22 protein-coding genes are annotated in these 23,554 nt (G+C 68.4%); 7 read left to right on the top strand and 15 right to left on the bottom strand.

Features of this window, described 5'->3' with window-relative positions; all coding sequences use genetic code 11:
* Nucleotides 1-50 precede the first annotated feature (50 nt).
* Complete coding sequence (locus MQH31_RS08825) at nucleotides 51-887, bottom strand: SDR family NAD(P)-dependent oxidoreductase (RefSeq protein ID WP_243011740.1); 837 nt, start codon at nucleotides 885-887, stop codon at nucleotides 51-53.
* A gap of 147 nt (nucleotides 888-1,034) precedes the next feature.
* Here MQH31_RS08825 and MQH31_RS08820 point away from each other — a divergent pair, with 147 nt between their 5' ends.
* Together MQH31_RS08820 and MQH31_RS08815 are read left to right on the top strand one after the other, a co-directional pair.
* Nucleotides 1,035-1,658 (top strand): hypothetical protein, encoded by a 624-nt coding sequence (locus MQH31_RS08820; protein WP_243011739.1) that lies wholly within the window; start codon nucleotides 1,035-1,037, stop codon nucleotides 1,656-1,658.
* 126 nt (nucleotides 1,659-1,784) lie between these two features.
* Nucleotides 1,785-2,579, top strand: a complete 795-nt coding sequence (locus MQH31_RS08815) for a 2,3-bisphosphoglycerate-dependent phosphoglycerate mutase (protein WP_243011738.1) — start codon at nucleotides 1,785-1,787, stop codon at nucleotides 2,577-2,579.
* 32 nt (nucleotides 2,580-2,611) lie between these two features.
* Here MQH31_RS08815 and MQH31_RS08810 read toward each other — a convergent pair whose 3' ends face one another.
* From MQH31_RS08810 to MQH31_RS08780, 7 genes are all read right to left on the bottom strand, one after another.
* Complete coding sequence (locus MQH31_RS08810; protein WP_243011737.1) at nucleotides 2,612-3,757, bottom strand: glycerate kinase; 1,146 nt, start codon at nucleotides 3,755-3,757, stop codon at nucleotides 2,612-2,614.
* A gap of 116 nt (nucleotides 3,758-3,873) precedes the next feature.
* Complete coding sequence (gene rbsD / locus MQH31_RS08805) at nucleotides 3,874-4,257, bottom strand: D-ribose pyranase (protein WP_243011736.1); 384 nt, start codon at nucleotides 4,255-4,257, stop codon at nucleotides 3,874-3,876.
* A complete protein-coding gene (locus tag MQH31_RS08800) occupies nucleotides 4,254-5,192 on the bottom strand; it encodes a ribokinase (protein WP_243011735.1) in 939 nt (312 codons plus the stop codon). The genes rbsD and MQH31_RS08800 overlap by 4 nt, the downstream gene beginning before the upstream one ends.
* Entirely contained in the window at nucleotides 5,189-6,133 is a 945-nt protein-coding gene (locus MQH31_RS08795; protein WP_134533131.1) for a substrate-binding domain-containing protein, read from the bottom strand. The genes MQH31_RS08800 and MQH31_RS08795 overlap by 4 nt, the downstream gene beginning before the upstream one ends.
* Nucleotides 6,134-6,200: 67 nt before the next feature.
* Nucleotides 6,201-7,172, bottom strand: a complete 972-nt coding sequence (locus tag MQH31_RS08790; RefSeq protein ID WP_308196438.1) for an ABC transporter permease — start codon at nucleotides 7,170-7,172, stop codon at nucleotides 6,201-6,203.
* A gap of 5 nt (nucleotides 7,173-7,177) precedes the next feature.
* The gene (locus MQH31_RS08785; RefSeq protein ID WP_243011734.1) at nucleotides 7,178-8,803 is read right to left on the bottom strand and encodes a sugar ABC transporter ATP-binding protein; all 1,626 of its coding nucleotides are present in this window, start codon (nucleotides 8,801-8,803) and stop codon (nucleotides 7,178-7,180) included.
* Nucleotide 8,804: 1 nt separating this feature from the next.
* Nucleotides 8,805-9,875 carry a LacI family DNA-binding transcriptional regulator gene (locus tag MQH31_RS08780; RefSeq protein WP_243011733.1) on the bottom strand — a complete coding sequence of 357 codons (1,071 nt, stop codon included), beginning with the start codon at nucleotides 9,873-9,875 and terminating at the stop codon, nucleotides 8,805-8,807.
* 258 nt (nucleotides 9,876-10,133) lie between these two features.
* Between MQH31_RS08780 and MQH31_RS08775 the strand changes: the two genes are divergently transcribed.
* The gene (locus MQH31_RS08775) at nucleotides 10,134-11,087 is read left to right on the top strand and encodes an AraC family transcriptional regulator (RefSeq protein ID WP_243011732.1); all 954 of its coding nucleotides are present in this window, start codon (nucleotides 10,134-10,136) and stop codon (nucleotides 11,085-11,087) included.
* Between the two features lie 90 nt (nucleotides 11,088-11,177).
* Here MQH31_RS08775 and MQH31_RS08770 read toward each other — a convergent pair whose 3' ends face one another.
* From MQH31_RS08770 to MQH31_RS08755, 4 genes are all read right to left on the bottom strand, one after another.
* Nucleotides 11,178-11,978: an SDR family NAD(P)-dependent oxidoreductase gene (locus MQH31_RS08770; protein ID WP_243011731.1), complete on the bottom strand. Its 801-nt coding sequence runs from the start codon at nucleotides 11,976-11,978 to the stop codon at nucleotides 11,178-11,180.
* 10 nt (nucleotides 11,979-11,988) lie between these two features.
* Nucleotides 11,989-12,753 carry an SDR family NAD(P)-dependent oxidoreductase gene (locus tag MQH31_RS08765; protein ID WP_243011730.1) on the bottom strand — a complete coding sequence of 255 codons (765 nt, stop codon included), beginning with the start codon at nucleotides 12,751-12,753 and terminating at the stop codon, nucleotides 11,989-11,991.
* 16 nt (nucleotides 12,754-12,769) lie between these two features.
* Nucleotides 12,770-14,284, bottom strand: a complete 1,515-nt coding sequence (locus MQH31_RS08760; protein WP_243011729.1) for an APC family permease — start codon at nucleotides 14,282-14,284, stop codon at nucleotides 12,770-12,772.
* 172 nt (nucleotides 14,285-14,456) lie between these two features.
* Nucleotides 14,457-14,993 (bottom strand): hypothetical protein, encoded by a 537-nt coding sequence (locus MQH31_RS08755; RefSeq protein ID WP_243011728.1) that lies wholly within the window; start codon nucleotides 14,991-14,993, stop codon nucleotides 14,457-14,459.
* Nucleotides 14,994-15,155: 162 nt separating this feature from the next.
* On the opposite strand from MQH31_RS08755, the gene MQH31_RS08750 reads away from it, so the two are divergent.
* Nucleotides 15,156-16,121: an AraC-like ligand-binding domain-containing protein gene (locus MQH31_RS08750; protein WP_243011727.1), complete on the top strand. Its 966-nt coding sequence runs from the start codon at nucleotides 15,156-15,158 to the stop codon at nucleotides 16,119-16,121.
* 57 nt (nucleotides 16,122-16,178) lie between these two features.
* On the opposite strand, the gene MQH31_RS08745 is transcribed toward MQH31_RS08750, so the two are convergent.
* The 3 genes from MQH31_RS08745 to hpaH all read right to left on the bottom strand — a co-directional run bounded on the left by MQH31_RS08745 (nucleotide 16,179) and on the right by hpaH (nucleotide 19,747).
* Complete coding sequence (locus MQH31_RS08745; protein WP_243011726.1) at nucleotides 16,179-18,068, bottom strand: FAD-binding monooxygenase; 1,890 nt, start codon at nucleotides 18,066-18,068, stop codon at nucleotides 16,179-16,181.
* Nucleotides 18,069-18,152: 84 nt separating this feature from the next.
* Nucleotides 18,153-18,977, bottom strand: coding sequence for an HpcH/HpaI aldolase family protein (locus MQH31_RS08740; RefSeq protein WP_243011725.1), 825 nt, complete (start codon nucleotides 18,975-18,977; stop codon nucleotides 18,153-18,155).
* Nucleotides 18,962-19,747 (bottom strand): 2-oxo-hept-4-ene-1,7-dioate hydratase, encoded by a 786-nt coding sequence (hpaH, locus tag MQH31_RS08735; RefSeq protein WP_243011724.1) that lies wholly within the window; start codon nucleotides 19,745-19,747, stop codon nucleotides 18,962-18,964. Before hpaH ends, MQH31_RS08740 begins: the two co-directional genes overlap by 16 nt.
* Nucleotides 19,748-19,883: 136 nt before the next feature.
* Here hpaH and MQH31_RS08730 point away from each other — a divergent pair, with 136 nt between their 5' ends.
* From MQH31_RS08730 to hpaE, 3 genes are read left to right on the top strand one after another with little or no spacing between them, the layout of a single operon-like run.
* Nucleotides 19,884-21,347, top strand: a complete 1,464-nt coding sequence (locus tag MQH31_RS08730) for a fumarylacetoacetate hydrolase family protein (RefSeq protein WP_243011723.1) — start codon at nucleotides 19,884-19,886, stop codon at nucleotides 21,345-21,347.
* Complete coding sequence (locus tag MQH31_RS08725) at nucleotides 21,344-22,039, top strand: GntR family transcriptional regulator (protein WP_243011722.1); 696 nt, start codon at nucleotides 21,344-21,346, stop codon at nucleotides 22,037-22,039. The genes MQH31_RS08730 and MQH31_RS08725 overlap by 4 nt, the downstream gene beginning before the upstream one ends.
* A gap of 2 nt (nucleotides 22,040-22,041) precedes the next feature.
* Nucleotides 22,042-23,544, top strand: a complete 1,503-nt coding sequence (hpaE, locus tag MQH31_RS08720) for a 5-carboxymethyl-2-hydroxymuconate semialdehyde dehydrogenase (protein ID WP_243011721.1) — start codon at nucleotides 22,042-22,044, stop codon at nucleotides 23,542-23,544.
* Nucleotides 23,545-23,554: the final 10 nt, after the last annotated feature.

The following is a 23,554-nucleotide window of genomic DNA, read 5'->3' as shown; positions in this document are numbered from 1 at the left end:
GCGTTGACGGCCAGCGATGGTCGCCGACGCTCAGTGACGGTCAGCGACGGTCAGCGACGGCCGACGAAGCCGTCCATGGTGTTGTAGACGCCGAAGACACGGCCGGCCACGAAGTCCCAGACCGGCAGCGGCAGGATGCCCCGCAGCACTCTCGAGAGACCGACCGTCCACGGCATGGTCACCTGCGGAGTCCCGGCGAGCATGGCCCGCCAGACCCGGTCGACGACGTATTCCGGGGTGAGGATGGGGGTCAGCAGCGGCCCGCGTGCGCCGTCGAACATGCCGGTCGAGATGTAGCTCGGCGACACCGTGGTGACCTTGACCCTTCTGAAGCCCTGCTGCACGAGTTCGAGCCGGAGGGAGTCGCTCCAGCCGATCAGGGCGGCCTTCGAGGCCGCGTACACGCTCATCCTCGGGTTGGAGAGCAGTCCCGCCGCCGAGGCGATGTTCACGATCCGCGATTCGCGGCCGTTGGTGCTCATCATCCCCGGCAGGAACTCGCGGGCGATGTACATCGGGGCGAGGGCGTTGATCTGCATGGTCGGGCGCGTGTCGTCGCCGTTGTCGTGCTCCCAGAAGAAGGCGCCGCGCACGATCCCGGCGTTGTTGATCACGATGTCCGGATTTCCGACCTCTGTGCGCACGCGCTGGGCGGTCTGCGCGATCGCGCCGAGGTCTCCGATGTCGACGACGTAGGGGAACACCGTCGTCGATCCGGTGGCGCCCTCGGAGAGGAGAGCGGCGGTGCGGGTGAGAGCGGCGGCATCCCGGTCCCAGAGGATGACCGCCCGCGCCCCTTCGGCGACGGCCCGCTCGGCGTAGAGGCGGCCCATGCCGCTGGCAGCGCCGGTGATCAGCACGCGGGCTCCGGAAACGGTTCGAGTCATGCCTCCATCATTCATCATCGCCGCCGGTCCGGGGGCCGCCACCCGCGGGAGCGCCTGCGAAGCCCAGTGCATACCCAGCCCGGCCTGCCATCGTGGACGCAACCGATCGACGATCTACCCCGAACACCGACTGACCAGGAGCACACCATGGGATTCCTCGACCGCCTCTTCGGCCGCGACGAACAGGGCACCACGGCGCAGGCCCGAACCGCGCCCACCACGCGCGGCGCCACCCCGCAGCGCACCGGCGACGAGATCGCCGTCGAGCGCTACCAGTACCTGTTGCGCACCGCACCGCCGGAGACCATCGAGCAGGTGCATACCGAGGCGTTCGCGAAGCTGACCGACCAGCAGCGCGACCTGCTCTTCCAGCGCCTCACCGAGAACTCCACGCCGAGCGAACGACCCGCCGACGCCGAACCGGCAACGCTCGCGAAGGCGGCCACCCGTGCAGAGCTCCGCGAGCCCGGCACCCTCGAACGCACCCTCGGCCGCCAGGGCCAGGGCGGCCTGGGGTTCGGCGGCATGGTCGGCAGCACCATCCTCGGCACGGTCGCCGGCTACGTGATCGGGTCCGCGCTCGTGAGCGCGTTCATGCCGGACCCGGGGGCGACGGATGCCGCCGCGAGCGACTCGGGGACCGATTCCGGCGGGGACGCCGCAAGCGACACGAGCACGGAAGCCGGTGCAGACACCGGTGCCGACTCGGGCGGCGACTTCGGCGGGGGCGACTTCGGCGGCGGGGACTTCGGCGGCGGCTTCGACTTCTGAGCCCCGCCCCGGAACGACGCCGCACAGGACGACGCCGCACGGCGCTCCACGGCACGACACGACACGACACGACCGGGCGATAGCCTGACAGGAGCGTCCCAGCCGGAGCGCCGAGAGGACAAGCCAGTGAGCACCCACACTCCCGGTACCCTCGTGCTCCTGCGGCACGGCGAGAGCACGGCGAATGCCGCCGGCCTGTTCACCGGAATCCTCGACGCGCCGCTGTCCGACCAGGGGGCGGCAGAGGCCCGGTCGGCCGCCAGGCTCCTGGCCTCGGCGGGCCTGCACCCCGACGTCGTGTTCACCTCCGCCTTACAGCGGGCCCGGCGAACGGCCGAAATAGTGGTCGAGGAGCTCCGGCCGCACCCGGCGGCCGCGCTGGCCGACTGGCGGCTCAACGAGCGCAATTACGGGGCCCTGACCGGTCGCTCCAAGGCCGATGTGCGCACCGAATTCGGCGAGGCCCAGTTCCTGGCCTGGCGGCGGTCGGTGAACACCGCGCCGCCCCCGCTCGACGATGCGGCCTTCGCGGCCGCCCGCGACTCTCCCCTGTTCCGCGGGCTCCCTGCCGAAGCACTGACCCGCACCGAGGCGCTCAGCCAGGTCATGGCCCGGGTCGGCCGCTTCCATGCCGAACGGGTGGTTCCGCGCCTGCGCCTCGGCCAGACCGTGCTCGTCGTCGCCCACGGAAACTCGCTCCGGGCCTTTTGCGCCCTGCTGGACGGCCTCGACGACCACGCGATCCACCGGCTCAATCTGCCGACCGGGCATCCGCTCGTCTATCGGTTCACGATCGCCGACCTGGTGACGGAACCCACGGATGCGCTCCCGCGGCAGCCGCTCTCGGCCGGCGGCCACTACCTCGACTCCGCCGCCGCGCTGCCGGCCGCGGCCCGGCTCACCGCAGACGGCGGCACCTAACCCGCTCGAGTTGCGGAAGCGGATGCCGCGGGTCAGGACCCGGCGTGCGTCGAAACCGCGAGCAGGCGACAGGTGGTCGCGACGGCGTTCTCCAGGTTGGCCGCGCCCGCGGCGAGCGCCTCCTCCAGGGTGCAGACGCCCGGCACGATCGGCACGAGGGCAGCGAACCCGTGCCGATAGAGCGCCTCGGCGCCCTCCCCGACCCGCCCGGCGAAGGCGATCACCGGCACGCCGTGCCGGGCCGCGAGCTCAGCGACGCCGAACGGTGTCTTCCCGCCGAGGGTCTGGGCGTCGATGCCGCCCTCCCCGGTGAACACGACGTCGGCGCCCGCCATCGACTCCGAGAGGTGGGTAGCGTCCATCACGACGTCCACGCCGCGCCGCATCGTGCTCTCGAAGAAGGCGAGGAAGGCGGCCCCGAGCCCGCCGGCGGCGCCGGACCCGGCGACCGTGGCGACCTCGCGCCCGGTGGCCTCCCGAACCACGGCCGCGTAGACGCCGAGGGCCGCATCGAGCTCGGCCACGGCGCCTGCGTCGGCGCCCTTCTGGGGTCCGAACACCCGGCTGGCGCCGTCCGGGCCGAGCAGCGGGTTGGTCACGTCGCTCGCGATCCGGAAGGCCGTGCCAGCGAGGCGCGGGTCGAACCCGGCCAGGTCGATCCGCGTGAGCCGGGCGAGGGCGGCTCCGCCGTCTGGCAGCTCAGCACCGTCCGCGTCGAGCAGCCTGGCTCCGAGGGCCCGCAGCATCCCGGCACCGCCGTCGTTGGTGACGGATCCGCCGAGCCCGACGATGAACCGGCGCGCGCCGCGGTCGAGCGCGTCGGTGATCAGCCGGCCGACCCCGAAACTGCTCGCGATCCGCGGGTCGCGGTCGGGCGCCGCGACGAGGTGGATGCCGGCGGCCGCTGCGATCTCGATGATCGCGAGCTCTTCGGCCGCGACGTACCCATAGCGGGCCCGCACCAACCGGCCGAGCGCATCCGGCACCTCGGCCGCGACAAGCGTGCCTCCGAGCGCGGTCACGAGGGCGTCTGCCGTGCCTTCGCCGCCGTCGGCCATGGGCACGGCGACACAGACGGCATCCGGGAACACCGAGCGGATGCCGCGTTCCATCGCGGCGACGGCCTCCGCCGCGGTCAGCGATTCCTTGAAGGAGTCGGGTGCCAGAACGAACTTCATGCGGTTTCCTCTGCCGAGCGCGGCCGATGGGGGCGAAAAAAGGGGGCCGGGGAGAATTCCCCGACCCCCTCAGTGTGGCCGTTTCGGTGCACCACGTCGATCTCTGGAGCCGTGGCTCAGAACGACACCCCGCAGACCAGCGCCGCATTCGCGTACGGCGTGGCCTCGCCCGTGCGGATGAAGAGCTTGGCGGACGCGGACAGCGTCTTGAGCTCCTCGTGGCTGATGTACTCGATCCCGTCGAAGCGCGCCGTCAGCCAGGCACCCGCAGGGGCGCCCTTCGCCTCCTCGGCGGCGATGCAGTGCTGGAAGACCATCTCACTCGTGAGGGCATCGAGGACCTCCGCGAACCGCGGAATGCCGTGGACGAGGGCGAGATCGATCACCGGGACCCCGGCCGGGATCGGCATGCCGCAATCGGCCAGGAGCACCACGTCGGTGTGTCCGAGGCGGGCCAGGGCTCCGCAGAGGTCCGCATTGATGATGCCGGTTCGCTTCATTTCTCCACCTCGGGCAGGTCGTCGTCCACGCCAGGATATGACTGCTGGGTGCCGAGGGTGCGCACCGCGAACGCGCCGACCCTGACCGCGAGGCGCACGGCGTCGACGAGGCTGGAACCGGCGGCAAGCCGCCCGCTCAGCGCCCCGACGAAGGCGTCGCCTGCGCCGGATGAGTCGACCGCGGCGACCCGGGGAGAGGGAACCGTGGTCGTGCCGAGAGAATCGGAGCAGATCGCGCCCTGTTCTCCCCTGGTCAGTACCACGGAGGTCACGCCGGTGGCGCGGAGCCGGGACACGAGCTCGGCGTCTGCGCGGGGAATGTCGGTCCCGGGGTCGAGGATCGCGAGGACCAGGGCGGCCTCGTGCTCGTTGACGACGAGCGGGTCGGCCCGCCGGATCGTGGCGGGGTCGACCGTGATCACCGGAGCGAGGTTGAGCACGACCCGGCCGGTGGCCAGGCGTGCGGCGGCCTCGATGCCGGCGGCGGGGATCTCGCCCTGCAGCACGACGACGGCGGCCTGCGCGATGAGCTCGGCGGCGCCGACGACGACGCTCTCTCCTACCGCGGCGTTCGCGCCGGGGACGACGACGATCGTGTTCTCACCGTCGTCGGCCACGGTGACGAGGGCGAGGCCGGTCGGGCCGTCGATTGCGGACACGGCGGACAGGTCGACGCCGGCCCGTTCGAGGAGCTCGATCGTGAGCGCGGCCACCGCGTCGCGTCCGGTGGCGCCGACGAGGCTGACGTGCGCGCCCAGCCGGGCCGCCGCGACGGCCTGGTTGGCGCCCTTGCCGCCCGGCAGGAATTCCATCGACCGCGCGATCAGGGTTTCCCCTGGCGCGGGGTGGCGCTCGACGACCATCACCTGGTCGACGTTGATCGAGCCGACGACGACGATCGGGCCGCCGTCAGCGGTGGGGGTGAAGGAACTCACTTGGTGAAGTCGCCCACGTTCGTCTTCGTGACGGTGACGACCTCGACGGGGACGGTCGCGTCGACCTTCTCGCCGGCGAGGGTCTTGACGGCCAGTTCGATGGCGAGCTTGCCGAGTTCGGCCGGCTGCTGGGCGATCGTGGCGGCGAGGGTGCCCGCCGTGATCGCGGCGAGTCCGTCGGTGGTTCCGTCGAAGCCGACGACCTTGATGTCGGTTCCCGCGCGGGAGCCGAGCGCCTGCACGGCGCCGAGGGCCATCTCATCGTTCTCGGCGAAGACGCCGGTCACGTCGGGGTGGGCCTGGAGCAGGTTCGTGGTCACGTCGAGTGCGGTCGCCCGGTCGAAGTTGGCGGTCTGCTTGGCCACGACGGTGATGTTCGGGTATGCCTTCATGCCCTCCTCGAAGCCGGCTCCGCGGTCGCGGCTCGCGCTGGTTCCCGAGACACCCTGCAGGTCGATGACGCTGCCCTTCTCGCCCATCGCGGTCGCGAGCTCGATCGCGGCCTGCTTGCCGCCTGCGACGTTGTCGCTCGCGACGAGGGACGCGACGGTGGCGCCGTTGACGGTGCGGTCGACCGCGATGACCGGGATGTTCGCGGTGTTGAGCGCCTTGACCGCCGAGCCGGCGGCATCCGAGTCGACGGGGTTGACGATGACGAGCTTGGCGCCGCTCGACGCGGCCGTGGCCAGCTGGTTGGCCTGGGTGGCCGAGTCGTTCTGGGCATCCACGATGTTGAGCTGGACACCGGCGGCCGTCGCGGCGGCCTGGGCGCCGTCGCGGAGTTCGACGAAGAACGGGTTGTTCAGGGTGGAGACGGCGAGCACGATCTTGGTGCCGGATGCCGAGTCCCCGCCGCCCCGGCCGCAGGCGGTCGTGCCGACGAGGATGAGTGCGGCTGCGGTGGTGACGGCGGCGATTCTGCGGAAAGAGGACGACTTCATTGTGTGTTCCTTTGGGTTGGGCGATGGAAGGGAAAAAGGGGAAGGAGGGAGGACGGGCGCCGGCGGGTCAGCTGTTGCGCGTCTTGCGGCGGAGCACGTCGACGCCGACCGCGAGGGCGATCACGAGGCCGATGACGACCTGCTGCCAGAACGAGGTGACGTTCAGCAGGTTGAGGCCGTTGCGGATGACGACGAGCACGAGCGCGCCGACGAAGGTGCCCGAGATCTTGCCGAGGCCGCCGGAGAGCGACGCGCCGCCGATGACGACGGCCGCGATGGCGTCGAGCTCGTAGCCGGCCGCGGCCTGGGGCTGCGCGGAGTCGAGCCGCCCGGCGAGGAGGAGCCCGGCGAGCGCCGCGAACAGGCCGGCGAGGGCGAAGACCGTGACGAGGATGCGCTTCACCGGCAGTCCGGACAGGCGAGCCGCCTCGGCGTTGCCGCCCACCGCGTACATCGACCGCCCGATCACCGTGCGGTTGAGCACGAAGGAGGCGACGACGGCCGAAAGCAGGAGCACGACGATCGGCATCGGGACGGGTCCGAGGTTTCCGCCGAGGAAGGAGACCTCGGGCGCGGTCTTGATCGGCCGCCCGTCGGAGATCACGAGGGTGAGTCCGCGGGCGACGCTCAGCATGGCCAGAGTCGCGATGAAGGAGGGCAGCTTGCCGTAGGCGTTGGCCAGGCCGTTGACCATGCCGGCGAGGAGCCCGGTGGCGAGGCCGCCGAGCAGGGTAAGCCAGCCGGGCAGCCCGGCGGCGACGAAGAGCCAGCTGGACACCATGGCGGCGAGGGCCGCGACCGCGCCGACCGACAGGTCGATGCCGCCCGCGACGATGACGAAGGTCATCCCGAACGCGAGCACGGCGACGGTCGAGACCTGGATGCCGATGTTCAGCAGGTTCTGCCCGGTCAGGAAGTCCGGGGTGGCGATGAAGAGGGCGAGGCACAACACGACGAGGCCGACGAGCGCTCCGTTGTTGGCGAGGAATTTCTTGTAGTCGACGCGGCGGCGCGCCGGGGCCAGGGTAGTCGTGGACATCGGTGTCATTCCTTCTCGTGGGTCGGTGCGTTGTCTGGGGTGACGGCGGCGAGGGTGCCGTCGATCGTCGTGCTGTTCGGTTCGCTGATCGGTTCGTCGGATTCGATGTCGTCGACGATGGCGTCGATCTCGGTGCTGCCCGCCTCCCGGGCGGCGAGGGTCATCACGGCGTCCTGGGTCGCCTCCGCGGTGCTCAGCTCGCCGGCGATCCGGCCGTCCCGCATCACCAGGATGCGGTCGCTCATGCCGAGGACCTCGGGGAGTTCGCTCGAGACCATGACGATCGCGCCCCCGGCATCCGTGATCGCGTTCATCAGTTCGTAGATCTCCACCTTGGCGCCGACGTCGACGCCGCGGGTGGGCTCGTCGAGCAGGAGCACGGTCGAGGCGGCAATGATCCAGCGGCCGAACACGGCCTTCTGCTGGTTGCCGCCCGACAACGCGCCGACGGCCTGGTCGATGGTGTGCATCCGGATGCGGAGCTTCTCGGCGACGGCCTGGGCCCTGCGCCGCTGCCCGGTGAAGTCCGCGAGCCCGAGGCGGGCGGTCGACGCGAGCGTCGCGTAGCCGAGGTTGTCGTTGACGGATGCCCCGAGTACGAGCCCCTGTCCCTTGCGGTCCTCGGGCACGTGGCCGATCCCTGCCGCGATCGCGGCCGGGATGTTGCCCTTGGGCAGCCGGTGCCCGCGCACCAGAACGGTGCCGGAGTCATAGTGGTCGACGCCCGCGATTGCCCGGATCAGCTCGGTGCGCCCCGCGCCGACGAGCCCGGCGATGCCGAGCACCTCTCCGGCGTGCACGGTGAAGCTGACGTCGCTGAACGAGCCGCTCGCGCCGAGCTTGTCGACCGCGAGGATCTCGGCCGGGTTCACGAGCTCGGGGGCACGGCGGGGGAACTGGTCCTCGATGTTGCGGCCGACCATGAGCCGCACCAACTCGGCCTCCGGCGTGGACGCGGGCACCTCCGCGACGAACTCGCCGTCGCGCAGCACCGTGACGGTGTCGCCGACCTCGGCGATCTCGTCGAGGTGGTGGCTGATGAAGAGCATCGCGACGCCCCGGCGCCGCAGGTCGGCCATCACGGCGAAGAGCGCCTCGGTCTCGTGCCTGGTCAACGCGGCGGTCGGCTCGTCGAGGATGAGGATGCGCGCGTTGATGCTGAGCGCCTTGGCGATCTCGACGAGTTGCTGCTTGGCGATGCCGAGCTCGCCGACCGGGGTGTCCACGTCGACGTCGAGGCCGATCAGGGCGAGGGCGGCACGCGCCCGGTTGCGGAGCGCGCGCCGGTCGACCATGCCGTGCCTGGTCGGCATCCGCCCGAGCATCACGTTCTCGGCGACACTCATGGTCGGTACAAGGTTGAGCTCCTGGTGGATGGTGGCGATGCCGAGGTCCTCCGCCGCGCGGGTCGTCGGCAGTGTCACGACGGCGCCGTCGACGACGATGGCGCCGGAATCCGGCTGGTAGACACCGGCCATCATCTTGATCAGCGTGGATTTTCCGGCGCCGTTCTCGCCGAGGAGCACCTGCACGTGGCCGGCGTACACGCTCACGGTGACGTCCTTGATGACGGTCACCTGGCCGAAGATCTTGCCCACGTTCTGCAGGGTGACCAGGGGTTGTGGATTCATTTCAGTGCGTCCTTACGCTGTTATGACTGGCTGTGGGTGCTGTGGGCGGGGTCGCCGGCGTTCCCGCTGTTGCCGTTGTTGCCGACGACGCCCGGACGATCAGTTCGCTCGGCAGCACGACGGAGGCGGGGGTGCCGCCGTCGATGACCTGCAGCAGCAGGTCGACGGCGGTGCGGCCCATGTCCGCGACGCTGTGCGAGATGACGCTCAGCGCGGGGTTGAGCAGCGCGAACCATTCGATGTCATCGAAGGCGACCATCGCGAGGTCGACGCCGAGCCGCACCCCACGGTCGTGCAGGCTGGCGATGGCGCCGACGGCCATCAGACTGTCGGCCACGAGCAGGGCGGTCGGCGGCTTGCGGAGGCCCAGCAGGGCATGCACTCCGGCCGATCCGCTGGCCGCCTGGTAGTCGCCGAAGTAGACGAGCGCGGGGTCGGGACTCAGCCCGTTCTCGACGACGGACCGGGTGAACGCGGCGAACCGGTCGCGCCCGGTCGAGCTGGCCTGCGGGCCGGAGATGTAGCCGATCCGGGTATGCCCGGCCGCCGCGAGGTGCTCGACGGCCTGGCGGATGCCGGCCGTTCCGTCCGTCGTGACGCTCGGCACGTCCATGCCCGCGATCGTGCGGTCGACGAAGACGGTGGGGATCTCGCGGGCGATCAGCGAGCGGATGCTGTCGCTCCCCGCCCCGACGGGGGCGAGGATGATGCCGTCGACCCTCCGCGAGATCAGGGTGTCGAGGTACCGGTCCTGCTGGTCGGCGCGTTCGTTGGCGTTGCCGAGCAGCGTCACGTAGCCGTGCAGGATGGCCGCCTGTTCCACGGTGTGGGCGAGGTCGGCGAAGAAGGGGTTCCGCACGTCGGAGACGAGCAGGCCGAGGGCGTTCGTCCTGGCCCCGCGCAGCGCGCGGGCCTGGGCGTTCGGCCGGAAGTCGAGTTCCGCCGCGGCAGAGGCGACGCGGGCCCGCGACGCCGGGGACGTGGCCGGGTTGCCGGAGAGCACCCGGGAGGCGGTGGCGACGGAGACGCCGGCGAGCGCTGCGACCTCGCGGATCGTGATCGCGTTCATCATGCTCACCTCATTGTGTGATCGGGCCGTACCTCGTGGAAACGATTCCATGGAAACGATTCCATACTAGAACGCTGTGCGCTCCCCTGTCAATCGCGGGCGTGGACAGGGGACACACTGTTCCGCCGCCGCACGACACCTGTCCAGGACGGAACTGAAGGCGGGGAATGACGGAGAAGTCGAGCAGGGGTGGGCCCGGAGCGCATACAGTGTCGACACGGTCTGATGGATCCCGTGAGGTGGCCTCGTGTGAGTACAGCGATGAACAGTTCCCCCCGACGCGTAGTCGCGGAGGTGGCCGGCACCTTCAGGGAGTTCCGAACCGCGGTGTCGCAGTCCTTCGTGCCGCTCGACACAACGTGCGAGCACCCCGATCCGTTCCGGGGTCGCATCCGCTCGATCGGAATCGACGAGGTGCACGTCTCCGAGGTCGCGGCCTCCGGCCACGTCGTCACGCGTACACCGGAGCTCATCGCACGCGGTGACCGGAACTACATCAAGCTCAGCCTGCTGCTGTCTGGGTCAGGGCTCCTCATCCAGGACAATCGCGAGGCGGTTCTGCGACCGGGCGACCTCGCCGTGTACGACACGAACCGCCCGTACACCCTGGTCTTCGAGGACGAATTCCGGGCCCTGGTGATGATGTTCCCCAAGCACGCGATCGATCTGCCTCCCGACATCGTCGGGCAGCTCACGGGCGTCGCCATCTCAGGGACGACCGGCGTCGGCAGCCTCGTGGCGCCGTTCCTCGGTCGACTCGCCGACAACCTCGACCTGCTCGCCGACCCAGGCGGCACCCGACTCGCGCACAGCGCCCTCGATCTCGTCACGACGATGGTCGCGAGCGAGCTCGATGCGACCGCGTCCCGATGCAATCCGCGCCGGGATCTGGTCAAGCGGATCCACATGTACGTCGACGAGCACCTCGCATCCACGGACCTCGGACCCGGCCAGATCGCGGCCGCGCACTTCATCTCCACACGACACCTGCACGGCCTGTTCAAGGATCAGGGCACCACGGTCTCCACGTGGATCAGGAGCAGGCGCCTCGAGCGTTGCCGACGCGACCTGATGAACCCGCGATACGCCGACCGCCCCGTCGCCGCGATCGCGGCACGCTGGGGATTCGTCGATGCCGCGCACTTCAGCCGCGTCTTCAAGACTGGGTACGGCTACGCTCCCAGCACCTGTCGACCAGGCGCCTCTGCACTCTGAAGACGCCCGACGGCGACCGCACGACATGCCTGGCCGGGTCGCCGGGCATGCACGGATGCCGACTCGGCGGGCCGGTGGCCAACGGCCCGTTCAGCCCATCGCGAGGGTCGGCACGTCGACGATGTGCGCGCCCCCGTCTGCGACGATGACCGCCCCCGTGATGTACGAGGACTCGGCCGACCCGAGGAAGCGCGCGACGGATGCGATCTCATCGGGGTGTGCCGGCCGTCGCAGCGGCACATCGGCAGTGACCAGGCGGTAGCCGTGTTCGCGCCCGACGAAGCCGGAGCGCAAGGCGAAGGCATCCATCTCCTCATCGGCCATCGGCGTCTGCACCCAGCCGGGACAGATCGCGTTGACGCGCACCCCGTGGCGACCGTAGTCGCGCGCCAGTGATCGGGTGAGCCCGATGAGGGCATGTTTACCGACCGTGTACCCCGCGACCTCCGGGCCGGCGAACAGGCCCGCGAGGGACGAGATCATCACGATCTGGCCGCGCGACTCCATCAGCGCGGGGATGCATTCCCGCGCCATCACGAAGGCGCTGGTCACGTTGGCGGTGAAGCTCGCCTGCCACGCTGCGTCATCCGTGTCGGCCACCGAGGCGAGTCCATGCCCGCCGGCGTTGGCGACGAGAACGTCGATCCGCCCGAAGCGGGTGAGGACCTCGGCGACCGCCGACCTGGCGGACTCGGTATCGCTCGCATCCGCGACGACCGGGACCGCTCCGGTGGCCGATGCGACGTCTCGGAGCGGCCCCTCGCGTCGACCGATGACGACCACGTTGGCGCCCTCTGCTCGATATCGCGCGGCTATCGCCGCGCCGATCCCGGTGCCGCCGCCGGTCACCACGATGACTTTGCCGGCAACGGAACTGAGTGGGTGGGTCATGACGGCCTTTCTAGGCAGGGAAGGACGAGCGGGCGGAATAGCCGAAGTCGGAGAGGAGGGCGACGCCGTTCACGGGTGACGACCGGACCGAACTCAGGTAGAGCACGTGCTGCGCAACGTCCTCAGGAGCCTGGACGGGGAAGTCGGCCTCGTGGAAACCACTGTCCTCCCGCCCCAGGTCGACGCGCGACATCGGAGTGTCGACGATCGACGGGCAGACGCTGTTGACACGGATACCGTCGGCGGCGAGGTCCACGGCCAGAGCCTTGCCGAACTGCACGAGCGCCGCCTTCGACGAACAGTAGGGAACCATCCCCGGCGCCGCGACGACGGCGGAGTCGCTGGCGACGAAAACGATCGTAGCCGCCTCGGAGCCCCGCAGCCACGGAAGTGCTTCCCTGACGAGGAGGAAGGCTCCCGTGACGTTCACGGAGAGGACCTTCTCCCACTCGGCGAGGGTCGTCTGGGAGATATCACGGCCGAACGGTCCGGAGATGCCCGCGCAGCCCACGAGGTGGCCGATACCGCCAAACCGCTCCACCACCCCGGCGATAGCGACGGCCACGGCGGCCTCGTCCGTCACGTCGCACAGGACGGAGTGCACGGAAGCGCCCGCCTTCGAAAGTTCACGACCAACGCGTTCGAGGGCGTCCACATCGCGATCCAGGAGGGCGACCGACGCCCCCTCCGTCGCGAACGCCAGCGCGCACGCCCGGCCGATCCCACTGCCGGCCCCCGTGATGACGACGACTCGGCCGTCCAGGTCGAGCTGCATTCTCGCCGACCTCCGGCTAGTCCTCTTCGCCGAGGAGTTCGCCGTGATCGGTGCCGTGCCCGATCTGCCGGTAGATCTCCGGCCGGCGCGAGCGGATGCGATAGGCCCAGAACACCCCGACGACTCCGGGGAGGATCGCGAGGGCCGGAAGCAGGTATGTCGTCGCGTTGGATTCGGGCTGCCCGAGCAGCACATCGAAGTTGACGATGATGAGCACGAAGACGACACTGAGCGCCACGCCCGAAACGGCCGGCGCGATTACGCGGCTCCCGATGCCCACGCCGCGACCATCGCGACGGAAGTAGCCGATGACGGCGACCGAGACAACGGCCATCAGAAGCACCAGTCCGAGCGCGCCGGCGTTCGTGAGCCAGGTGAACAGAGTGAGCACGGCGTACGGTCCCTTCGATGGATCCCAGCCGAGCTCTCCGATGGCGAAGCCGACGATCACGACGACCGCGAGGACGGTCTGCGCGAGGGAACCGGCCCAGGGCGCCCCGCTGGCCGCTCTGACCCGGGCAAACCACGAGGGCAGGACGCCCTCTCGGCCCAACGAGAATCCGTAGCGGGCAACCGCATTGTGAAAGCTCGCAAGCGACGCGAACAGGCTCGTGATGAAGAGCAGGGACATGATGTCGACCCACACGGTACCGAGGTGCTGGGCGATGTATCCGAAGAAGAGCGGCGGACCGGCCTCCTCCGCCGAGATCCCTCCCGGGTCGACGATCTTGTCCACGCCGATGGCCAGCGAGAGCGCCCAGGATGAGACGGCGTAGAAGACCCCGATCACGGCCACGGCGAGGAAGGTGGCGCGCGGAATGGTGCGACGCGGGTCCTTCGACTCTTCGCCGTAGATGGCCGCGCCCTCGAAGCCCATGAATGCCGCGATTCCGAAGGCGAAGACGGCCCCGATTCCCGGCACAAGCAACGTGGAGGGGGTGAGAGGTGCTGCGGTGAATCCGTCGGATGGGTTGGCGAATGCGACGACGTCGAAGACGATGACCACAACGAACTCGAGGGCGACGAGCACTCCCAGCACCTTTGCCGAGAGGTCGACGCGGTTGACGCCCATCCACCCGACGATGCCGATGCAGACGAGCACCGGCACCCACCACGGGACCTCGATTCCCATCTTCTCCTGAAGGAGGGTCGAGACCTGAAAACCGAACATGCCGTAGATGCCGATCTGCATCATGTTGTACGCCACGATCGCCACGATCGACGCGCCGACGCCGGCGGGCCGGCCGATTCCCTGGGCCACGTAGGCGTAGAAGGCGCCTGCGTTGTTGATGAAGCGGCTCATCGCCGCGTAGCCGATGGCGAAGATCGCGAGCGCTATCGCCAGCAGCACGAAAGAAAGTGGGACACCGGCAACATGCGTCACCGAGAATGTCGAGGTCACCCCGCCTGCGAGCACGGTCAGCGGTGCAGAGGCGGCAACGATCAGGAATGCAACGGCGGGCACGCCGAGACGTCGGCGCTCGGGGACAGCGGCAGTCGCCCTCGTCCCCTGGCGTGTTGTCGAGGTCATGGACTCTCCTTTGTGCGTGGGTTGACCGGCCGGTTGACGAACAGCCGGTCGAGTTGAGTGGCCCAATCCTGTCGTGCGGCGACGCGCTCCGCTGTTCCGGTAGTGAACAGCCCTTGACGGAACACGCAACCTCGATAGTGAGTCGAAGAACGGGGCTCCACCCTGGCCTGCCTCATGACGCCATCGCGACGGCCATCGCGACCATGGAACCGGCCATCATCGCCTGTCCCCAGCGTCGGGGGTGCCCGCTTGTCCCCGTTCGAACGCAGACGGCAATCGTGGCGGCCAGGAACAGGATGCAGAGAACGGCGACTGCGAGCGCCGGATCGACGAGCGCGGCCGCGTGGTGGCCCTGCGGCGCGGACGACACGGAGCCTGGATGTGTCGCGGCATGGCCCACCGGCATGAGCCACAACGCACCCATCAGGATGAGACCCGCAGAATCGAGAGCGATATCGACCCGGGAACCTCTCGACAACAGGAGCACGAGTCCGACCAGCAGAAGACCGGGCGCCCAGAGCAGCGGCGGCAGAAGGGACACACCCGGACACACCATGTCCAGCGTGGACACACCCGCGACCACGGACGCGAAGATCCCCGCCCCGTCATGCCGCGACCGCCTGGGCAGCGCCAGGTGGCAGCCGAGGCCCCCGAGCGTCAGCAACACCGCGAACGCGGCGGCAGCGCCGTTGAGCGAGAGTGCCATCATCCGTCACACGCTACGCATCGATCACCAAGAGGACTGTTCCGCGAACGCGCGAACGCTGTCCCAGAGCGAAAACCTCGACCCGTGCCCGCGGAATTGCTAACATACCGGAACGGACCGCGTCGATGTCGCCACGGTTCCCTGATCCTGCAGAGGCGGTTCTCCATGAGTACAGCTGCCGGCCACGCACCCCGACGCGTCACCGCGGCGGTGTCCAAGTCCTTCGGTGACTTCCGCGCCGACGTGTCGAACTCCTTCGTGCCCCTCAACACGACGTGCGAGGACCCCGATCCGTTCTGGGGCAGCATCCGGTCGGTCGATGTCGACGAGCTGCACGTCTCGGAGGTCAACGCGGCGGGGCACGTCGTCGAACGCACGCCGGAACTGATCGCGCGGAGCAACCGACAGTATTTCAAGCTCAGCCTGCAGCTCGAGGGATCGGGGATCCTGATCCAGGACAACCGGGAAGTCCTGCTGCAGCCGGGCGACCTCGCCGTCTACGACACCAACCGGCCGTATTCCCTGGCCTTCGACAGCGCGTTCCGCACGATGGTGATGATGTTCCCGAAGCATCTGATCGAGTTGCCTTCCCACGCCGTCGGGCAGCTCACCGCGGTCAGGATCTCCGGTGGCGCCGGCGTCGGGAGCCTCGTCGTCCCGTTCCTCAGCCAGCTCTCCGACCACCTCGAGGTGCTGACCGCCCCAGGAGGATCGCGCCTGGCCCGCAGCGCCCTTGACCTGGTCACGACCATGATCGCCAATGAGCTCGATACCGGTGTCGCGGTGCGTGACCCGCACCGCGAGCTCATGCAGAGCATCCACGGATACATCGACGAACATCTCGCGTCGAGCGACCTGGGTCCCGGACAGATAGCTGCCGCCCACTTCATTTCCACGCGGCACCTGCACGGGATGTTCCACGAACAGGGCACGACCGTGTCGACGTGGATCCGCGCGAAGAGACTGGACCGTTGTCACCGCGATCTCGTCAACCCGCATCTCGCCAACCGCCCGGTCGCCGCGATCGCGGCCCGCTGGGGCTTCGTGGATGCCGCGCACTTCAGCCGGGTGTTCAAGGCCTGCTATGGCTACGCGCCGAGTGAGTGCCGCGCCCGAGCCGCCACGGAGTGACTGTCGGCGGCAGGACGGCCCATTCTGAGGACGGACCGCCCGACCGCCCGCCTTTCCCTACACGGCGAACAGAATCGGCCTGAAGAACGCCGCCAGTTCACCGGTCCCCTCGAGCGGCAGCACGTCGGCCACGTACTGGTCCGGGCGGACGACGATGACGGCGCCGGAAGCGCCCAGTCCGCGGAGTTCGAAGACGTCCTGATCCTGCGCTGCAGAGTAGACCTTTTCATAGTCGGTCAACCCGTATCGACCGATCCTGGGGAGGAAGACCTCGGGAACCCGGCCGAGATCGACCTCGCTGTGCGCCTGCCGGTAGATCACTTTGACGTCGAAGACGCTGTCAGGGTCGCCGCCGACCGGCGTATGGACGAGGAGGGGCGAGTCGGGAGCCGTCCGCAGCCAGTGCGCCCAGTGAGTGAGGGCCGAGGCCTCGCCGGCGGCGCCGGCATCGGCGAACGCATACAGGCGCCAACGCCCATCCGCCCGATGGTGGTGTCCGAGTTGAACAGGGTTGGCGTCGGCGACGCGAACCACGACCGCGGAGGCAAAGCGTTTCCCGATAGGGAAGCCGGGGGCCAGTCGCTGGTGGCGAGCGCCGCCGACGATCAACGAGGGCTGGTACGTCGTCCGGAAGCCGGCGGGGAACTCGGCAGTCCTCGTGTAGAAATCCTCGAGTTCCGATGGGTTCGTGAGATCCTCCGGCTTCGTCGCCATCAGGGTCGACCACTTCTTGTCGAAGTCGATGAGGTCCTTGGCTATCGTCTGGCGCTCAGCCGAGTACGTGCTGAGTAGGCTTTCCGGGCTGCGGCCCTCGAGCACGTGGGCCAGCTTCCAGCCGAGGTTGAAGCCGTCCTGCATGGAGACGTTCATGCCCTGGCCGGCCTTGGCGCTGTGCGTGTGGCACGCATCACCCATGATGAAGACCCGCGGCGTCCGAGTGCCGATCTCCTCGGGGAGGACGTCGTCGAACCTGTCAGTGAGACGGTGAGCGACTTCGTACACGCTGTGCCAGGGCACGTCCTTCACGTCGAGCGTGTACGGGTACAGGATGTCGTTCGCCGTCGCGATGATCTCGTCGAGAGCGGTCTTCCGCACGGCCCCGGCGTCATCAGACGCCACTTCACCCAGGTCGACGTACATGCGGAACAGGAATCCACCCTCGCGGGGAATGAGCAGGATATTGCCGCCGGACCCCGACTGGATCGCGCACTTCATGCGAATGTCCGGAAAATCGGTCACCGCGAGAACGTCCATGACGCCCCACGCATGGAACGCCTGGTCGCCGGCCAGCGTGCAGCCGATCGCGTCGCGCACCCGGCTGCGCGCGCCATCCGCGCCGATCACGTATTTGGCGTGGACGGTCTGTTCCTGACCCTGCCGATCACCGTTCGTGTGCACGAGCGTGACCGCGACCGGGTGGTCGCCGGTACCGGAGGTGCTGAGGCTGCGGAATTCCCAACCGAAGTCCGGCGTCAGGCGGGTCGGCGCGTTGGCCATCACTTCGGCGAAATAGTCCAACACCCGGGCCTGGTTGACGATGAGGTGCGGGAATTCGCTGATGCCCGAAGGATCATCAACGGCCCGTGCTGTTCGGACGATGCGGGCCGGATCGCTGGGGTCCGGCTTCCAGAAGGCCATCTCCGTGATCCGGTAGGCCTCGGCGATGATGCGATCGGCGAAACCGAACGCTTGAAAGGTCTCGACACTGCGGGCCTGGATTCCGTCGGCCTGTCCGATGGCCAAGCGTTCGCCCCGCCGCTCCACGATGCGTGTCGTGATGCCGGGGAACTGGGACAGCTGGGCGGCGGTGATCATGCCCGCCGGACCGGTTCCGACGATGAGCACGTCGACATTCTCGGGAAGCGCGTCAGGCCGAACAATGCCGACCCCCGCTGTTGGTTGGATTCGCGGATCTGTGGACACGTATCCGTTGTGGTGGAATTGCACGGCATTCCTCACTTCTCTGTGGGGCTTCGGATGGTTTTCAGGGTGGTGTTTCGGGGAGCGGCGATCGCCGGGCCGCCAGGTGCCTCAGTACGATTGGGTCGGCGCCGACCCTGGACGGGTGTTCTCCGCGTCGTTGATGTATGCCGTCGCGAGCTGCTCAGACCCCCGCGCCAGCAGGGCGACGTCGGCCCCGACGAGAATGAAATCGGCTCCGGCTGCGAGGTACCGGCGAGCAAGCGGCTCCGCGAATGCGTTCACGCCCACAGGTTTGCCGAACGAAGCGACAGTCCGGATGCAGCGTTCGACGACGTCGACGACGTCGGGATGGTCCTGCTGACCGAGGAGCCCCATGGAGGCTGCGAGATCGCTGGGACCGATGAAGACGGCTGAGACGCCGTCCACTGCGGTGATGTCGCGCAGATTGGCCACGGCCGTCGTCGATTCGATCTGGACGGTGACGGAGAGGAAGTCACCGGCGCGGTCGAGGTAGTTGTCGATGCGATTCCAGCGGGATGCCCGGGCGAGGGCCGATCCGACTCCGCGCATCCCGCGGGGCGGGTAATGGATGCTGGAGACGGCAAGCCGGGCGTCATCGGCGGTGTCGACCATCGGGATGAGCAGGTTCTGTGCTCCGAGGTCGAGATACTGCTTGATGATGACGGGGTCGAGGACAGGCGGCCTGACGACGGGGACGATCGGGTAGCCGGCGACCGCCTGGAGTTGGGCGAGCAGTGACTCGAGGCCGTTCGGGCTGTGCTCGGCGTCGATGAGCAGCCAGTCCAGGCCGGAGCCGGCGCAGATTTCTGCGACGAGCGGGCTGCCGCTGCAGGCCCACATCCCGACGAGGGGGCGCGTCGCGTCTGCGAGGGCAGCGCTGAAGCCGGTGACGGCGTTCACTGGAACTGGCACGTGATCGTCCCCAATGGTCCGTAGTCCGCGAAGACCGTATCGCCCTCAAAGACCCACATCGGGCGGGTGAACGAGCCGGCGAGGATGATCTCGCCCTCCGCCAGGACGGCTCCGTGGGCCGAGATCTTATTGGCCAACCAAGCCACCCCCGAGGCCGGGTGGTTGAGCACCCCACCGGATACGCCGGTCTCCTCAATCGTCTGATTCCGGTAGAGCATGGCTCCGATCCACCGCAGGTCCACGTCGTGCGGGCGAACCGGTCTCCCGCCCGTGACCATGACGCCCATCGCGGCATTGTCGCTGATGGTGTCGACGATGCTGCGGCCATCCATCTCGATTCTCGAATCCAGGATCTCGAGGGCGGGAACTACATATTCGGTGGCCCGGAGGACGTCGAAGATTGTGCAACCGGGACCCTCGAGCCTCCGGTTCAGTACGAACGCGAGTTCGACCTCTACCCGCGGGTTCGCGTAGTCGCTCCACCGCAGGACCGAACCGGTCTCGAACACCATGTCGTCGAAGATGATGCCGTAGTCAGGCTCGGTGATTCCCGTCGCCATTTGCATCGCTCGCGAGGTCAGGCCTATCTTGCGACCGACGAGCGTCCGCCCGGCCCTCTCGTTGCGCTCCCGCCAGAGCGACTGCACGGCGTAGGAATCGTCTATGGTCATGCCGGGATATCGGGCGGTGAGCAGCTTGACCGGCACTCGCGTGGCGGCCGCGTCGACGAGTTCGTCGGCAATGCGGGCGATGACCTCGGGATCGAGCATGACATCCTTCTTTGGATTCCTGGGCGACGGGCGGTCCAGTGACGGTACCGGCCGTGACCTCGGTCTGGCAGTGAAAACTACTGTAGCAGATCGTATATCTTCTGTGATATTGTCGCCCCGAGAGACAGGACAACCCATGCCGACAACGCCGTTCACACCCGGGAGCCCCGGCAAGATCATCGCCGTGCACATCAACTATCCCTCCCGCGCCGCCCAACGAGGCAGGACACCGTCCTTCCCGTCCTACTTCCTCAAGCCGGCGACGTCGGTCGCGGCATCGGGCGGCAGCATTGAACGACCGCTCGGGACCGAACTTCTGGCGTTCGAGGGCGAGATCGCCTTGATCATCGGCGAGACCCTGCGACGGGCAACCCCGGAGCAAGGCTGGGCAGCCGTGAGCGGCGTCACGGCCGCGAACGATTTCGGCGTCTACGACCTGCGTCAAGCCGACAAGGGCTCGAATCTGCGATCGAAAGGCGGCGACGGCTTCACCCCACTCGGCCCCGGCGTCATCGCGGCGGCCGAGATCGACCCCGCCGCACTCCGCATCCGCACCTGGGTCAACGGCGAACTCGCTCAGGATGACACGACCGACGACCTGCTCTTTCCCTTCGGACAGCTTGTCGCCGACCTCTCCCAGCTCCTCACCCTGGAACCCGGTGACATCATCCTGACGGGCACTCCCGCCGGAGCGTCCGTTGTCGCACCCGGAGACACGGTGGAGGTCGAGGTCGATGCGCCGACCGCGCCCGGCGCACCGAGCACGGGACGTCTCATCACGAACGTCGTCGAGGGCACCGTCCCGCTTCCCCCCTTCAGCGCTCCGCCCCAGGTCGACGACGTCCAGCTCGCCGAAGCGTGGGGCAGCACCGAGGCCGTCGCCCCCACGCCGGCCGGGTTCGATCTCACTGAGGCGTTGAAGGCGAAGATCAACAGCGTTTCGACCGCGACCCTGAGCGTGCAGCTTCGCAAGCGCGGGCTGGACAACGTGTCGATCGACGGCTTGAGCTCAACCCGCCCGGCCACACGTCTCGTCGGGCGAGCCAGGACCCTGCGTTACATCCCGCTCCGCGAGGATCTCTTCGCCGGCCACGGTGGTGGCTACAACGCCCAAAAGCGTGTCGTCGACTCCCTGCAGCCCGGAGACGTCCTTGTCATGGAGGCGCGCGGCGAACTGGGCAGCGGCACGGTCGGTGACATCCTGGCGCTACGCGCCCAGGTGCTCGGGGCGGCCGGCATCATCACCGATGGAGGAGTGCGTGACCTCGCCATCGTGGCCGGGCTCGATATACCCACGTACTACGGCGGGGCTCATCCCGCAGTCCTGGGCCGCCGTCATGTTCCCTGGGACATCGACCTGACCATCGCCTGCGGGGGTGCCGCGGTGCAACCCGGCGATGTCATCGTCGGCGATGCCGACGGGTTGCTCGTCATCCCGCCCGATCTCGTCGACGAGGTCGTCGACGCGGCGATCGAACAGGAGCGCGAAGAGTCCTTCATCGCAGAGCGGATCGGTGCGGGCGAGCGCATCGAGGGCCTGTTCCCCCTGAACGCGGAATGGAAAGTGAGGTACTCCGAATGGAAGAGCCGACAGCGATGACCACAGGCAGGGTGAAAGATCAGAGCAAGTCCCAGCGCGCCTACCAGTGGATCAAGGCCCGCATCTCCGACGGCTCGTACTCGCCGGGCTTCCGGCTTGTGCTCGGGCAGATCGCGAAAGAACTCGACGTCAGCGTCGTCCCCGTCCGTGAGGCCATTCGCCGGCTCGAAGCCGAAGGCCTCGTGACTTTCGAACGCAACGTCGGCGCCCAGGTTGCGATGTTCGACGATTCGGAATACCAGTTCACGATGCAGACGCTGGCCCTCGTCGAGGGTGCTGCGACCGCGCTGTCCGCACCCTCGGTGACGGCGGACGATATCGCCAGGGCCCGCGCCATCAATCTTGAAATGATCGAGTGCCTCGACCATTTCGACCCGCACCGATTCACGAGCCTCAACACCGAATTCCACTCCGTGCTCTACGAGCGGTGCCCGAACCCGCACCTTCTCGATCTCGTACACCGCGGTTGGGACCGGCTGAACGCTCTCCGCGACTCGACATTCGGATTCGTGCCCGGCCGGGCCCGCGAATCGGTCGTCGAGCACGAAGACCTGCTCCGAAGGATCGAAGCCGGCGGGGACCCCCTCCCCATCGAGTTGGCCGCCAGGGCCCACCGAATCGGCACCCTCGACGCCTTCCTCGCCTTCCAGGCACGTCACTCCGTCCACCCCTCGCCCCAGACAGAAAGCTGAACATGGCTTCGCACTTCATCCCCGAAAACCTGCCGTCGCGCATCCAGCATTTCATCGACGGCCACTTCGTCGACAGCGTCTCCGGAGCCACGTTCGACGTTCTCGACCCCGTGTCGAACACGACATACGCCACCGCCGCCGCCGGCCAGAAGGAAGACGTCGACCTCGCCGTCGCCGCAGCCACGAAGGCCTTCCAGACCGGGCCGTGGCCCGGCCTCGCGCCGCGGGCCAGGTCGCGCATCCTGAACCGAATCGCGGACGCCGTCGAGGCACAGGACGCCCGGCTCGCCGAACTCGAGACCTTCGACACCGGTCTCCCCATCACCCAGGCACTCGGCCAGGCCAAACGGGCGGCCGAGAACTTCCGGTTCTTCGCCGACCTCATCGTTGCCCAGGCCGACGACACCTACAAGGTTCCCGGCGTCCAGGTGAACTACGTGAACCGCAAGCCCATCGGCGTTGCCGGCCTGATCACCCCCTGGAACACCCCATTCATGCTTGAGAGCTGGAAACTCGCCCCCGCGCTCGCATCCGGGTGCACCGTCGTGCTCAAGCCCGCCGAATTCACGCCCCTTTCCGCGAGCCTGTGGGCCGAAATCTTCCGGGACGCCGGTCTCCCTGACGGCGTGTTCAATCTGGTCAACGGGCTGGGCGAAGAAGCAGGCGACGCCCTGGTGAAACACCCCGGTGTGCCCCTCATCTCGTTCACCGGCGAGACCACCACCGGGCAGACGATCTTCCGCAACGCCGCCGCGAATCTCAAGGGGCTCTCGATGGAGCTCGGCGGTAAGTCCCCTGCCATCGTCTTCGCCGACGCCGACCTCGACGCCGCCATCGACTCGACGCTCTTCGGTGTGTTCTCCCTCAACGGCGAGCGCTGCACGGCCGGCTCCCGAATCCTCGTCGAACGGTCGATCTACGAGGAGTTCCTCGAGAAATACGCCGCCAGGGCGCGAAACATCATTGTCGGGGACCCGCACGACCCCCGCACAGAGGTCGGCGCCCTCGTGCACCCGGAGCACTACGCGAAGGTGATGAGCTACGTCGAGATCGGCAAGACCGAGGGCCGCCTCCTCGCAGGCGGCGGCCGGCCTCCCGGCCTGCCCGAGGGCAACTACGTCTCGCCGACCGTCTTCGCCGACGTGAAGCCCGAAGCCCGCATCTTCCAGGAGGAGATCTTCGGACCCGTTGTCGCCATCACCCCGTTCGACACCGATGCCGAAGCCCTAGAACTGGCTAATGGCGTGAAGTACGGTCTCGCGGCCTACCTGTGGACCTCGAACCTGACCCGCGCCCACACCTTCGCCCACGCGGTCGAAGCCGGAATGGTGTGGCTGAACTCGCATAATGTCCGCGACCTGCGCACCCCGTTCGGCGGAGTGAAGTCGTCGGGTCTCGGCCACGAGGGCGGCTACCGCTCCATCGACTTCTATACCGATTCCCAGGCCGTGCACATCACCCTCGGGGACGTGCACACCGCGAAGTTCGGTGCGACGTCGGCCTGACCCGGACGGC

The organism is Cryobacterium zhongshanensis (assembly GCF_022760445.1).
GTDB lineage: Bacteria > Actinomycetota > Actinomycetes > Actinomycetales > Microbacteriaceae > Cryobacterium > Cryobacterium algoricola.
This window is presented reverse-complemented; position numbering and strand designations above follow the sequence as displayed.

Excerpts from the sequence above, each read along its gene's own strand:
- MQH31_RS08825 (WP_243011740.1), bottom strand. The coding sequence starts at position 887 with ATGACTCGAACCGTTTCCGGAGCCCGCGTGCTGATCACCGGCGCTGCC.
- MQH31_RS08820 (WP_243011739.1), top strand. The coding sequence starts at position 1,035 with ATGGGATTCCTCGACCGCCTCTTCGGCCGCGACGAACAGGGCACCACG.
- MQH31_RS08810 (WP_243011737.1), bottom strand. The coding sequence starts at position 3,757 with ATGAAGTTCGTTCTGGCACCCGACTCCTTCAAGGAATCGCTGACCGCG.
- rbsD (WP_243011736.1), bottom strand. The coding sequence starts at position 4,257 with ATGAAGCGAACCGGCATCATCAATGCGGACCTCTGCGGAGCCCTGGCC.
- MQH31_RS08795 (WP_134533131.1), bottom strand. The coding sequence starts at position 6,133 with ATGAAGTCGTCCTCTTTCCGCAGAATCGCCGCCGTCACCACCGCAGCC.
- MQH31_RS08790 (WP_308196438.1), bottom strand. The coding sequence starts at position 7,172 with ATGTCCACGACTACCCTGGCCCCGGCGCGCCGCCGCGTCGACTACAAG.
- MQH31_RS08785 (WP_243011734.1), bottom strand. The coding sequence starts at position 8,803 with ATGAATCCACAACCCCTGGTCACCCTGCAGAACGTGGGCAAGATCTTC.
- MQH31_RS08780 (WP_243011733.1), bottom strand. The coding sequence starts at position 9,875 with ATGATGAACGCGATCACGATCCGCGAGGTCGCAGCGCTCGCCGGCGTC.
- MQH31_RS08775 (WP_243011732.1), top strand. The coding sequence starts at position 10,134 with ATGAACAGTTCCCCCCGACGCGTAGTCGCGGAGGTGGCCGGCACCTTC.
- MQH31_RS08770 (WP_243011731.1), bottom strand. The coding sequence starts at position 11,978 with ATGACCCACCCACTCAGTTCCGTTGCCGGCAAAGTCATCGTGGTGACC.
- MQH31_RS08765 (WP_243011730.1), bottom strand. The coding sequence starts at position 12,753 with ATGCAGCTCGACCTGGACGGCCGAGTCGTCGTCATCACGGGGGCCGGC.
- MQH31_RS08760 (WP_243011729.1), bottom strand. The coding sequence starts at position 14,284 with ATGACCTCGACAACACGCCAGGGGACGAGGGCGACTGCCGCTGTCCCC.
- MQH31_RS08755 (WP_243011728.1), bottom strand. The coding sequence starts at position 14,993 with ATGATGGCACTCTCGCTCAACGGCGCTGCCGCCGCGTTCGCGGTGTTG.
- MQH31_RS08750 (WP_243011727.1), top strand. The coding sequence starts at position 15,156 with ATGAGTACAGCTGCCGGCCACGCACCCCGACGCGTCACCGCGGCGGTG.
- hpaH (WP_243011724.1), bottom strand. The coding sequence starts at position 19,747 with ATGCTCGATCCCGAGGTCATCGCCCGCATTGCCGACGAACTCGTCGAC.
- MQH31_RS08730 (WP_243011723.1), top strand. The coding sequence starts at position 19,884 with ATGCCGACAACGCCGTTCACACCCGGGAGCCCCGGCAAGATCATCGCC.
- MQH31_RS08725 (WP_243011722.1), top strand. The coding sequence starts at position 21,344 with ATGACCACAGGCAGGGTGAAAGATCAGAGCAAGTCCCAGCGCGCCTAC.
- hpaE (WP_243011721.1), top strand. The coding sequence starts at position 22,042 with ATGGCTTCGCACTTCATCCCCGAAAACCTGCCGTCGCGCATCCAGCAT.